The organism is Rhizobium sp. SG_E_25_P2 (assembly GCF_029892285.1).
Classification (GTDB): Bacteria; Pseudomonadota; Alphaproteobacteria; order Rhizobiales; family Rhizobiaceae; genus Rhizobium_E.
Genome location: NZ_JARXVM010000017.1, coordinates 117,914 through 129,860 on the forward strand (window position 1 = coordinate 117,914; position 11,947 = coordinate 129,860).

At 60.6% G+C, this 11,947-nt stretch carries 10 protein-coding genes; 5 read left to right on the forward strand and 5 right to left on the reverse strand.

Annotated features, from left to right (window positions below):
• Window positions 1–17: 17 nt before the first annotated feature.
• From pdhA to eno, 3 genes are all read right to left on the reverse strand, one after another.
• Entirely contained in the window at window positions 18–1,070 is a 1,053-nt protein-coding gene (gene pdhA / locus M2360_RS21145) for a pyruvate dehydrogenase (acetyl-transferring) E1 component subunit alpha (protein WP_280777362.1), read from the reverse strand.
• A 207-nt stretch (window positions 1,071–1,277) separates the two neighbouring features.
• Window positions 1,278–1,586: a septum formation initiator family protein gene (locus M2360_RS21150; protein ID WP_280777363.1), complete on the reverse strand. Its 309-nt coding sequence runs from the start codon at window positions 1,584–1,586 to the stop codon at window positions 1,278–1,280.
• Between the two features lie 148 nt (window positions 1,587–1,734).
• Window positions 1,735–3,009: a phosphopyruvate hydratase gene (gene eno, locus M2360_RS21155; RefSeq protein WP_280777364.1), complete on the reverse strand. Its 1,275-nt coding sequence runs from the start codon at window positions 3,007–3,009 to the stop codon at window positions 1,735–1,737.
• 359 nt (window positions 3,010–3,368) lie between these two features.
• Here eno and M2360_RS21160 point away from each other — a divergent pair, with 359 nt between their 5' ends.
• Complete coding sequence (locus M2360_RS21160) at window positions 3,369–5,327, forward strand: HAMP domain-containing methyl-accepting chemotaxis protein (RefSeq protein ID WP_280777365.1); 1,959 nt, start codon at window positions 3,369–3,371, stop codon at window positions 5,325–5,327.
• A gap of 68 nt (window positions 5,328–5,395) precedes the next feature.
• Here M2360_RS21160 and kdsA read toward each other — a convergent pair whose 3' ends face one another.
• The gene (gene kdsA / locus M2360_RS21165) at window positions 5,396–6,238 is read right to left on the reverse strand and encodes a 3-deoxy-8-phosphooctulonate synthase (protein ID WP_280777366.1); all 843 of its coding nucleotides are present in this window, start codon (window positions 6,236–6,238) and stop codon (window positions 5,396–5,398) included.
• A complete protein-coding gene (locus tag M2360_RS21170) occupies window positions 6,235–7,509 on the reverse strand; it encodes a VOC family protein (protein WP_280777367.1) in 1,275 nt (424 codons plus the stop codon). Before M2360_RS21170 ends, kdsA begins: the two co-directional genes overlap by 4 nt.
• Before the next feature lie 22 nt (window positions 7,510–7,531).
• On the opposite strand from M2360_RS21170, the gene lexA reads away from it, so the two are divergent.
• From lexA to M2360_RS21190, 4 genes are all read left to right on the forward strand, one after another.
• The gene (gene lexA / locus M2360_RS21175) at window positions 7,532–8,254 is read left to right on the forward strand and encodes a transcriptional repressor LexA (protein ID WP_280777368.1); all 723 of its coding nucleotides are present in this window, start codon (window positions 7,532–7,534) and stop codon (window positions 8,252–8,254) included.
• 264 nt (window positions 8,255–8,518) lie between these two features.
• Complete coding sequence (gene gmd / locus M2360_RS21180) at window positions 8,519–9,592, forward strand: GDP-mannose 4,6-dehydratase (RefSeq protein ID WP_280777369.1); 1,074 nt, start codon at window positions 8,519–8,521, stop codon at window positions 9,590–9,592.
• Window positions 9,589–10,530 (forward strand): GDP-L-fucose synthase, encoded by a 942-nt coding sequence (locus M2360_RS21185; RefSeq protein WP_280777370.1) that lies wholly within the window; start codon window positions 9,589–9,591, stop codon window positions 10,528–10,530. Before gmd ends, M2360_RS21185 begins: the two co-directional genes overlap by 4 nt.
• Window positions 10,531–10,546: 16 nt before the next feature.
• On the forward strand, window positions 10,547–11,704 hold the full coding sequence (locus M2360_RS21190) for an acyltransferase (protein WP_280777371.1): 1,158 nt from the start codon (window positions 10,547–10,549) through the stop codon (window positions 11,702–11,704).
• Window positions 11,705–11,947 lie beyond the last annotated feature (243 nt).

Below are 11,947 nucleotides of genomic sequence, written 5' to 3' on the forward strand. Positions count from 1 at the left end.
TGCCGGCCCGAGACGCCTCACGCGTCGAGCAGGATGTCGGTGTAGAGTTCGGACGCATCCGGCTCCCTGTCCGCCTGGGCGAAATCGGCCGAGTCGGCAACGATGTCGCGAACATCTTTGTCAACAGCCTTGAGATCGTCCTCGGTCGCCCAATTCTTCTCGAGAAGACGCAGACGCACCTGCTCGATCGGATCGTGCTCGGAGCGCATCTTCTGCACTTCGTCCTTGGAGCGGTACTTGGCCGGATCCGACATCGAGTGACCGCGATAGCGATAGGTCAGCATTTCGAGAATCATCGGGCCCTTGCCGGAGCGGGCGTGTTCGGCCGCTTCATCAGTCGCGGCCTTGACGGCGCGCACATCCATGCCGTCGACCTGGATGCCGGGAATGCCGAAGGATGCGCCGCGCTGGGAGAAATCGGTCTGCGCCGAAGCGCGATTGACCGAGGTGCCCATGGCGTAGCGGTTGTTTTCCACCACGTAGACCACCGGCAGCTTCCAGAGCGCGGCCATGTTGAAGCTTTCGTAGACCTGGCCCTGATTGGCGGCGCCATCGCCGAAGAAGGCGCAGGAAATATTGCCGTTGCTGCGATAGGCGTTGGCGAAGGCCAGACCGGTGCCGAGCGACACCTGGCCGCCGACGATGCCGTGGCCGCCATAGAAATGCTTCTCTTTCGAGAACATATGCATCGAGCCGCCCTTGCCCTTGGACAGGCCGCCGCGGCGACCGGTCAACTCGGCCATGACGCCGCGCGCGCTCAGGCCCATGGCCAGCATATGGCCGTGATCACGATAACCGGTGATCATCTGGTCGCCTTCGATCAGCGACATCTGCATGCCGACGACAACAGCTTCCTGGCCGATGTAAAGGTGACAGAAGCCGCCGATAAAGCCCATGCCATAGAGCTGGCCGGCCTTTTCCTCGAAGCGGCGGATGAGAAGCATCTCGCGATACGCCTTGAGCTCCTGATCACGATCGAATTCTGCGATCATCGCTTTTCCTTCTGATTTTTGAGATTTGCCGCTTGCGAGTTTGCGAGCAGGAGTAGACGCGACCTTACGCGCTGCCATCCAGAAAGCCTCCCTATGGGCGTTCGATTTTGGGGCGAGCATAAGAAATATTGACCGCCCTAGCAATGCCATAAATGCATGGCGGACATTCGGCTCAAGCCTATGAAAATATTGTAAAAAGTTACAGTTAACTAGATTTAAGTTAATTCAACCACGCATCGCAACACGGTTATTGCGATGCACCATTTCTCCCAAAACGGGAATTTATCACTTGAAGATGACGATTTCGTCAGACCGGCTCACATTGAGAGAATACCGCGCCTTCTCATCGAGCATATCCTTCTCGAGCGAGCCGTCGCTCATCAACGCCACTTGCCGTTCCAGATCCTGGCGAACCCGCACCAAATCGGCAAGTTCCGCCACCCGCTCGATGCGGCGACGCTCGAAGTCCTCGGTCGCATTCAGGCCCAGTTCGCCATGAATGGAGTGGTAGCCAAAATAACTGCAGAAAGCGATTGCAAGTACGGGAGTTATCAGGCGGCCCCAATGCCGCCGCTTATGCTGTTTGGTCCACATGAGATGCCTTTGACGCAAAACGACAAAGGGCAATGTGACGCAAATTCTTTAACCGAGCGTTTAGCATGAATTGACCTGCGGCCAAAATGCCGGAGGCCGGCGCGGAAAATTCCGCGCCGGCCTCCAGAAGTCTCGATGATCTATCGGATCAACGCTTGAGGATGGAGCGACCTGCGAAAATCGCCGCCGGGCCGAGTTCCTGTTCGATGCGGATCAGCTGGTTGTACTTGGCGGTGCGGTCCGAACGCGCCAGCGAGCCGGTCTTGATCTGTCCGCAATTGGTGGCGACGGCGAGATCGGCGATGGTGGAGTCTTCGGTTTCGCCCGAGCGATGCGACATCACGGCGGTGTAGCCGGCCTTGTGGGCGGTTTCCACGGCGTCGAGCGTCTCGGTGAGCGAGCCGATCTGGTTGACCTTGACGAGGATGGAATTGGCCACCTTCTTCTCGATGCCCTGGCGCAGACGAACCGAATTGGTCACGAACAGGTCGTCGCCGACCAGCTGGCACTTGGAGCCGACGAGATCGGTGAGGATCTTCCAGCCTTCCCAATCGTCTTCGGCCATGCCGTCTTCGACCGAGATGATCGGATAATTATTGACGAGTTCGGCGAGATAGGCGGCCATTTCGGCCGGATCGCGCACCTTGCCTTCGCCATGCATGTCATACTTGCCGTCCTTGAAGAATTCGGTCGAGGCGCAATCCAGCGCCAGGAACATGTCTTCGCCAGGACGATAACCAGCCTTTTCGATCGACTTCATGACGAAATCAAGCGCGACGGGGGCAGAGGCGAGGTTCGGCGCAAAGCCGCCTTCGTCGCCGACATTGGTGTTGTGGCCCTGCGACGCCAGTTCCTTCTTCAGCGTGTGGAACACTTCCGAGCCCATGCGGACAGCGTCCTTCAGCGATTCGGCGCCGACGGGCATGATCATGAATTCCTGGAAGTCGATGGGATTGTCGGCATGAGCGCCGCCATTGATGATGTTCATCATCGGCACCGGCAGCGTGCGAGCGTTGACGCCGCCGACATAACGGTAGAGCGGCAGGCCGGAGGCGAGCGCAGCAGCCTTGGCGACGGCGAGCGACACGCCGAGAATGGCGTTGGCGCCGAGACGGGCCTTGTTGGGCGTGCCGTCGAGCTCGATCATCGCCATGTCGATATCGACCTGGTCTTCGGCGTCCATGCCGCTGATGGCGTCGAAGATCTCGGTGTTGACGGCTTCCACAGCCTTTTCCACGCCCTTGCCGAGATAGCGCTTGCCGCCATCGCGCAACTCGACCGCTTCATGCGCGCCAGTCGATGCGCCCGACGGAACCGCGGCGCGGCCGAGGCTGCCGTCTTCCAGCAGCACATCGACTTCCACGGTGGGATTGCCGCGGCTGTCGAGAATTTCGCGGGCCAGAATGTCAACGATAGCGGTCATATGCTCTTCCTTGCGTTTGAGAGGTTGAGAGAGTGTTTCCGATTTTCTGCATTATCCCGTTTGTGCGAAATTACAATGGCGGCGGCGGCCTGAACCGATTTAATTCGCTGCATGCTTTCCTGCCTCTGCGGACCGAGAATGAGCAGACTGCGCCAATTCGGGACACTTTACTCCACCCCAAAGCACATACATACACGCTCACTAAACCTTGGATCGCAACTTATAAGCAAGGCGAAAAATAATAGCGCTCTGCAATAGCTTTATTAACCAATTGGCAAGCGACCGACACCACTATCTTGCTTCAGATTTATGGTTTTGTGCGTGACGGCGAACCGGCGCACGTGGTTCCGGGGGATTTCATGGGCATGACGATTTCCAGACTCTTGGTGCTCTTCGGAGCGCTGGTCACGGCTGGATTGATATTTTCAACGGGCGTCCAACACTATGCGCTCGAACGGCTCAAGGTGCGGGGGCCGGAATACCAGCAGATTGTCTACGGCAAGGACTTGATCGCCGACATTCTACCGCCGCCGCTCTTCGTCGTGGAATCCTACATGCTGGCCACCGAAGGCATGTATCACCCGGAGCGCGGCCCCGAGAATATCGCGAAGATCGCGGCGCTTCAGAAAGATTATGTCGCGCGACGTGAGTATTGGAGCGTCTCGGCCCTGCCGGAAGATCTCAAAAGGCAGCTTGAGAGCGAGGTGGTCGCCACCGGAGACGCTTTCTGGCGCATTATCGACGAGAAGATCAAAGACGCATTCAACTCCTCGAATCCTGAAACCCGCATGGCGGCGCTCGACGCCCTCATGGACGCCTTTTACACACATCGCGCCGCGGTCGCCAAATTGGTTGACGCATCCAACGCCTTTCTGGCCCATGCGGAAGCCAATGCCGACACAAGTTCAACCCGGTTGACGAGTCTCGCCTTGTCGTCGGCCGGCGGATCGATCCTGCTGTTCCTCGCCGGCCTTTGGGTTCTACGATCCCGCGCCATCAAGCCGCTCGACGCAATGAAAAGCTATATGGGCGTGCTGGCCACGGGCGATTACAGCAGGGATGTGCCCTACGCCGGACGACCCGACGAGATCGGCGCCATGGCGCAATCGGTCGCGGTGTTCCGTCGCAACGCGATGGAGCGGATGGAGCATCGCAAGCGTGACGAAGCTGCGAAAGCGGCGGAGCTCGAAAGAGAGCGCGTGCTCGCCGCCGAAAAGGCCGCGGACGACGAAAAACGTCGATTTGTCATCGATCAACTCACCCAAGGCCTGACCGAACTTGCTGATGGCAATATTGCCTATCGGATCGACCAACCCTTCGCCGAAGCCTATGAGAACCTCCGCCAGGCCTTCAACGCCAGCCAGGCCGCGCTCTCGGAATCCATGGCCAAGGTGACCGCCATCACCCAAGTCGTGCGCAACAGCGCCGCCGAAATTTCCGCCGCGACGGATCAACTGGCGCAACGCACGGAGCAGCAGGCGGCGACGGTGGAAGAATCGGCGGCCGCGCTCAGCCAGGTATCGACCACCGTACAATCCTCGGCCGGCAGATCCCGCGAAGCCGGGGCGATGATGTCTGAGGCGACGCAATCGACCGAAAAGTCTTTCGCGGTCGTCAAACAGGCGATAGCCGCCATGGAAGGCATCGCGGGATCGTCCGGCCAGATCGGGCAGATCATCAATGTCATCGACGAAATCGCCTTCCAGACCAACCTTCTGGCGCTGAATGCCGGCGTCGAGGCGGCGCGGGCCGGCGACGCCGGCAAAGGCTTCGCCGTGGTCGCCCAGGAAGTGCGGGAACTGGCCTCCCGTTCAGCGACCGCCGCCAAGGAGATCAAGGCGCTGATCTCGACATCCACCTCCCAGGTCAACAATGGCGTTGCGCTTGTTAACAAGACGGGCGAAGCGCTCGACGAGATCGCCGCCCGCGTGTCGCGCGTCGCCGACATCATCAATGGCATCGGCGCGTCATCGGCCGAACAATCGGACGCCATCAGGCAGATCGACGATTCCGTGCGGACGCTCGACCAGACCACCCAGCAAAACGCCGCCATGGTGGAGCAGACATCGGCGGCCTGTCGCTCGCTCAGCAAGGAGGCCGATACGCTGAACGACGTGTTGAGCGCCTTCCGTATCAGCGGACAGAAATTCCAGGCGACATCGCCCGCGATCGCGTCGATCGGCCAACCACAGCGGGCCGTCAAACGGGACGCGCCGCCGCGTCCCTCGCCTGCCCGGGCTCTTGCCGGACGCATCGCCGGCGCGTTCACCGGACAAAAGCAGGCTGTCGCCCAAGGCGGCAACTGGGAAGAGTTTTGACGAAATCTAGACGATGCGACCGGCCAGACGCTGTGTGGCCGGTCGCATGACATAGCGTGGCGTCAACATCAGGCCTTGGCGATCGCGTCCAGGGCCAAGAGTTTTTCAAGCAGCGCCGACATATCGGGAAGCTTGACCATGTTCGGCCCATCGGAGGGAGCGTTGTCCGGATCCTCATGGGTTTCGATGAACACGCCCGCCACGCCGACCGCGACCGCCGCTCTCGCGAGCACCGGCACCATGGTGCGATCGCCGCCGCTCGAACCGCCCTGGCCGCCCGGCTGCTGCACCGAATGGGTGGCGTCGAAGATCACCGGCGCGCCCATGGCCGCCATGATCGGCAGCGAGCGCATGTCGGACACCAGCGTGTTGTAACCGAACGACGCGCCGCGTTCACACAGAAGCGCATTGGGATTGCCGCTGCCATTGATCTTGGCCAGCACGTTCTTCATGTCCCAAGGCGCCAGGAATTGGCCCTTCTTGACATTGATGGCGCGCCCGGTCTTGGCCGCCGCAACCAGCAGATCCGTCTGTCGGCACAGGAAAGCCGGGATTTGCAGAATATCGACAGTCGGCGCGACGAGGGCGCATTGCTCCTCGGTATGGATGTCGGTCAGAACGGGAAAGCCATATTCGGCCTTGAGATCGGCGAAGACTTCCATGGCCTTTTCCAGCCCGATGCCGCGCTTGCCGGAAAGCGACGTGCGGTTGGCTTTGTCATAGGACGATTTGTAGACCAGGCCGATGCCGAGCGTGTCGGCGAGTTCCACCAGGGTTCCGGCGATCATGAAGGCATGATCGCGGCTTTCCATCTGGCAGGGGCCGGCGATGATCGACAGGCGGCCGGAATTTGAAAATGACACATGGCGGGATCCCTCGCCCACGGTCACGGTGCTGTTGTTGCTCGTCATGCGTCTACCTCCAAAAATGCGAAAGCCAGCCCCTGCCCCGCCTGCGGCGGAACAATCAGCATGGTCCCGTTCATATGATGATCGATCCCGGTCCGCTGGAACTGCCTGCGAAGATCAGCAAGCGACGTGATCGCGAAAACGATCAGTCGTCCAACCAGGCTGCTGGCCGGGTGTAAATCGAGGCCATGGATGTCGGCAAACGCGGGCGGACTCAACACAGAAATCCGATCTGCGGCGAAGCCACCGCCAATTCCCGCTTCCAGGGCTACCGGAGCCCGCCGCGCGAGCGTCTGTAGATAGGGTCGGACACGATCCGGCGTGTCGGTGACCAGAACCACCTCATGGATGCCGACAACCCCGTTGCGATGCGTTTGCAGCACAGTCCGGTCAGCGGCCGGAACATTGATCCTTTGGCAGGTGAACGCAAACACATCGCCGGGAACGCCGGTCTCGGCGAAAGCCAAACGAAAGCTGGCGATCTGGCTGCAGCCATCGGCAAATACCATGGGCCGAGCGAAATCCAGCATATCTCCCGCCGAAAAACCCGCCGCCAGGAATTCCGCGTGATCGGCTGCGGCATCGTCGGCGCCGAACACGACCGCCGAAAGTCCCTCTTCGCCGTACATGGCCCGAAAGCCCAGATCGCCGAGCACGAACCGATTTCCGGATACGGCCGCGTCATCATAGGCGCCGCGATCGCCAACCGCCAGGGGCTCGATAAACGCGCCGTCCGAAAAATAGACGCAACAATTCTCCGTGCCAAACGGATGGAGCCCATTGGCGGCCACAGTAAAACCCAGCGCCGAAAGCCGCGACCGGGCGACCGCGAGATCGGCGACAGGCATGACGAGGTGATCGAGCGGGCGCATGCAAAGCCTTTCTGTTGTCCCGGCTTTGGCATATTTTCCGCTCCCCCAGCAAGCCGGATCCTGATCGGATGGAAAAAAGCGGAAACAATTCGCGCGAGGCACGGTTTGGGACGCGCCGCCATAAGCGGCGCGCAAAGCGGGCAGGCCGGCAAGACGGGCGCGGGCGATAACAACGACCCGACCAGCACCTCCCGCAATTGCAGCGAATCCGCCGCCGCCTCTTCCGCCGACTGCCCCAACGGCACAACAGCACAATAACCGCCATCTCGCCTCGCAGTCGCCGGACGCCGCGCAGTTCGTGGTTCCGGCGACGGCCAATTTACTCACGGCGGCGCCCCACGCTTGGGAAAACACTTGCAGAACATAAAAAGAACAGATAGGTCTGTTCCAGATTTGTTTCATGCGCGATTCTGCGGGGGCGCCAATGCTGACGAAAAAGCAACAGGAACTACTGCTCTTCATTCACGAGCGTATGAAGGAGTCGGGCGTGCCTCCGTCCTTCGACGAAATGAAGGACGCGCTTGACCTCGCATCGAAGTCCGGCATCCACCGGCTGATCACCGCGCTCGAAGAGCGCGGCTTCATTCGCAGACTGCCCAATCGCGCTCGCGCCGTCGAGGTGATCAAGCTGCCCGAGGCGTATTCTCCCAGCCTCAGGCCGCCGGTTATCAGGGGTTTTTCGCCCAGCGTCATCGAGGGTTCCCTCGGCAAGCCGCAACCTCAACCCGCGCCCAAACCCGCCGCCAATGACGACGCGGGAACGAGCGTGAACGTGCCGATGATGGGCCGTATCGCGGCGGGCGTGCCGATTTCGGCGATCCAGAACAATACACATGACATCGCCGTGCCCATCACCATGCTGGGCGCAGGCGAGCACTATGCGCTGGAGGTCAAGGGCGACTCGATGATCGAAGCCGGCATCCTTGACGGCGACACGGTGATCATCCGCAATGGGTCGACGGCGAGCCCTGGCGATATCATTGTGGCGTTGGTCGACGATGAGGAAGCGACGCTGAAGCGCTTCCGGCGCAAAGGGGCTTCCATCGCGCTCGAAGCCGCCAATCCGGCCTATGAAACCCGGATTTTCGGACCGGACCGGGTCAAGATCCAGGGCAAGCTGGTCGGTCTCATCCGCCGCTATCATTGATCGAGCCGGGGGAAACCCCGGCTTTGACGTTTCCGGGCGTTATCCATATCCGACAGGCTTTTTTCGGAACCGTTGCAGTTTGTCGCGCATTTAAATATGCAAATTGGCGCGCGGTTCTGGCCTTGATGGCGGGAGGCCGCGTTATGGCTGTTCGTGGTGCGCAAAACTCATTAGACACAGCCATGGACATTTTACCGCCAGAATCCCCGCTTAGCGGCTCTGGCGGCGCTATCGCGCCATCACACTGTTTCAGGGGAGACTTCATTGAGCGACAACAAGAAGAAGGTAGCGCTGATCACCGGCATCACCGGACAGGACGGGGCCTATCTCGCCGAACTCTTGCTGAGCAAGGGTTACATCGTCCATGGCATCAAGCGCCGCTCGTCCTCCTTCAACACCAGCCGCATCGAAAACATCTATCAGGATCCGCATGAAGCCAATCAGCGCTTCATCCTGCATTACGGCGACATGACGGACTCGACCAATCTCATCCGCATCGTGCAGGAAGCCCAGCCAGACGAGATCTACAATCTCGCCGCCCAGAGCCATGTGCGCGTATCCTTTGAGACGCCGGAATATACGGCGAACGCCGACGGCATCGGCACGCTGCGCCTGCTCGAAGCCATCCGTATTCTGAAGATGGAAAAGAAGACGCGCTTCTATCAGGCCTCCACGTCCGAGCTTTATGGCCTGGTGCAGGAAGTGCCGCAGCGCGAGACGACGCCGTTCTATCCGCGTTCGCCTTACGCCGCCGCGAAACTCTATTCCTACTGGATCGTGGTCAATTACCGCGAAGCCTATGGCATGCATGCCTCCAACGGCATCCTGTTCAACCATGAAAGCCCGCTGCGCGGCGAGACTTTCGTCACCCGCAAGATCACCCGCGCCGCCGCCGCCATCCGGCTCGGCAAGCAGGAAAAGCTCTATGTCGGCAATATCGACGCCAAGCGCGACTGGGGCCATGCGCGGGAATATGTGCGCGGCATGTGGATGATGCTGCAGCAGGACGAGGCTGACGACTATGTGCTCGCCACCGGCGAGACCACCGAAGTCCGTCAGTTCATCACCTGGGCGTTTGAGGATGTCGGCATTCATCTGGAATGGAAGGGCGAAGGCGTCGACGAGAAGGGATACGACACGCTGACCGGCAAGGTCGTCGTCGAAATCGATCCCCGCTATTTCCGCCCGACCGAAGTCGAACTGCTGATCGGCGATCCGACCAAGGCGCATACCAAGCTCGGCTGGAAGCATGAGACGCCCGTGCGTGAACTCTGCCGCGAAATGGTCAATGAAGACCTCAAGGTCATGCAGACCGCCACCGTGATGAAGGAAGCATGAGCCCCATGTATTCGCTCAGCGGCAAGAAGGTCTGGGTGGCCGGCCATCGCGGCATGGTGGGTTCGGCCATCGTGAGACGGCTGGCGTCGGAAGGCGCGGAGGTTGTCACCGCCTCCCGCGCGGATGCCGACCTGCGCGACCAGGCGGCCACCACCGCCTGGATCGAGAAGACCAAGCCGGACGCGGTGTTTCTCGCCGCGGCCAAAGTCGGCGGCATCCTCGCCAACGACACCTATCCGGCTGATTTTCTCTTCGACAATCTGATGATCGAGGCCAACATCATCCACGGCGCCCACAAGGTGGGCGTTGAAAAGCTGATGTTCCTCGGCTCGTCCTGCATCTATCCGAAATTCGCAGCCCAGCCGATCACGGAAGACGCGCTGCTGACCGGCGCGCTCGAGCCCACCAATGAATGGTATGCGATCGCCAAGATCGCCGGCATCAAGCTCTGCGACGCCTATCGCAAGCAGCATGGGTCTGATTTCATCTCGGGCATGCCGACCAATCTCTATGGTCCCGGCGACAATTTCGACCTCAATTCCAGCCATGTGATGCCGGCGCTGATCCGCAAGGCGCATGAGGCGAAGCTTACCGGGGCAAAGTCGATCACCGTCTGGGGCACCGGCACGCCGCGCCGCGAATTCCTGCATGTCGATGATTGCGCCGACGCCTGCGTGCATCTGATGAAGACGCATTCTGAGGCCGGTCACGTCAATATCGGCTCGGGCGAAGACATCACCATCCTCGATCTCACCCAGCTTGTCTGCAAGGTGGTGGGATATGAAGGCGAGATCGTCCACGATCTCTCCAAGCCCGATGGCACGCCGCGCAAGCTGATGAGCGCGGCCAAGCTGCGCGCCACCGGCTGGGCGCCAAAGATCGGGCTCGAAGAGGGTGTCGCAACCGTCTATCAGTGGTTCCTGGCCAACAAAGCCTGACATCAGGGAGCCGCGCATGGCCGATCCCCGGCAACAACTGGGATTTCTCGACGGGCTGCGCGGCTACGCCTCGCTCTGGGTGGTGATCGGCCACGCCATGTTCCTGACCGGCTATAAGGTCGGCCTGTTTGCTCAGCCGGATCTGGCAGTGGAAGTCTTCATCATCATCTCCGGCTTCCTGATGACCTATCACTACCAGCTGCGCGAAAGCCGCGAGCCCTGGGACAAGGTCGCGACCTGGACGATCTTCTGGATCCGGCGGTTCTTCCGCATCGCGCCGCTCTATTATGTCTGCCTGGCGCTGGCGCTGTGGTTCGGCCCTGAGCTCTGGCAGGACCGTCTGGACGCCGCAGCCATTTTCCCCGGCGGCGTTGAGGAGCAGATGCGCTATGCCGATCGCTATCTCGATCAGTCGCTCACCAATATCCTCCTGCATGTGACATTTATCTTTGGGGCCACCTGGACGCATAATTTCCAGACGCCGCTGCCTGACTGGTCAATCGGGCTGGAAATGCAGTATTACGCTTTCCTGCCGCTGTTGATGCTGCTGGTGCTGAAAGCCGGGCGGCTTCCGACAATGCTGCTTGTCGTCGCGGTCATGTGGGCGTTTGGGGCCTGGCTGCAGGCCAACGGCTTCGTCAAGGGCGCCTTTTCGATGCTGCCGATGAAGATCCACCTCTTCGCCGCCGGCATGCTGATCGCCATGTCGCTGAAGGCGGAGGGCCAGGCGAAATGGCTCTACCTCATTTCCGCTTGCGCCGTCGTCTTCGTGCCGCTCGGCGGCGGCCGAGACAGCCTGCACCGCGCCATCAAGATCGGCCTCGTGCTGGTGTTTTTCGCCTTTCTCTACCGAGACAAGCTGCCGCAGATCGCGCAGATGGCGCTCGGTTGGCTCGACTGGCTGCTGTCCAACGTCGTCAGCCGCTTTTTCGGCGACGTCTCCTATGGCGTCTATCTGATCCATCTTCTGGTCATGCTGCCGGTCTGCGCCTGGCTGGCGCGGATGCAGCCAGATCTGACGCCTGAGCCGCGCTTCGCCGCGGCGCTGGGGCTGACGCTTGCGATCACCTACGGGCTCGCATACCTCGCTTTTCGCCTGATTGAAACGCCGGGCATCGCGCTCGGACGGCGTCTCGCCGGCGGCGTGGCGAAACCGGCGCCGCCGCTCGCCTGACCGACCGTCCCGATGTCCGCCAGAGGGACAAAAGTGCGATCGGCAGGCGCCGTCTTCGGCATCCGCCACGGTAAGGTCGCGCAGATCGCCAACACCGAAAAGCACAATGACGGGATCGCTCAAGCCGGCGCCTGATGGGTCATTACATTTAGAGCGTGTTTCAGCTTATCAGCCTCATTCTGCCGGATCAATTTCGGTCAGGATCAAGGCTTTTGGCGAGGGCGTACCCAGATGTACGGCGGA

Bases quoted from the DNA above. Each gene is read 5' to 3' on its own strand.
- lexA (WP_280777368.1), top strand. From the start codon at position 7,532: ATGCTGACGAAAAAGCAACAGGAACTACTGCTCTTCATTCACGAGCGT.
- M2360_RS21170 (WP_280777367.1), bottom strand. From the start codon at position 7,509: ATGAAACAAATCTGGAACAGACCTATCTGTTCTTTTTATGTTCTGCAA.
- M2360_RS21150 (WP_280777363.1), bottom strand. From the start codon at position 1,586: ATGTGGACCAAACAGCATAAGCGGCGGCATTGGGGCCGCCTGATAACT.
- M2360_RS21160 (WP_280777365.1), top strand. From the start codon at position 3,369: ATGGGCATGACGATTTCCAGACTCTTGGTGCTCTTCGGAGCGCTGGTC.
- kdsA (WP_280777366.1), bottom strand. From the start codon at position 6,238: ATGACGAGCAACAACAGCACCGTGACCGTGGGCGAGGGATCCCGCCAT.
- M2360_RS21190 (WP_280777371.1), top strand. From the start codon at position 10,547: ATGGCCGATCCCCGGCAACAACTGGGATTTCTCGACGGGCTGCGCGGC.
- pdhA (WP_280777362.1), bottom strand. From the start codon at position 1,070: ATGGCAGCGCGTAAGGTCGCGTCTACTCCTGCTCGCAAACTCGCAAGC.
- eno (WP_280777364.1), bottom strand. From the start codon at position 3,009: ATGACCGCTATCGTTGACATTCTGGCCCGCGAAATTCTCGACAGCCGC.
- M2360_RS21185 (WP_280777370.1), top strand. From the start codon at position 9,589: ATGAGCCCCATGTATTCGCTCAGCGGCAAGAAGGTCTGGGTGGCCGGC.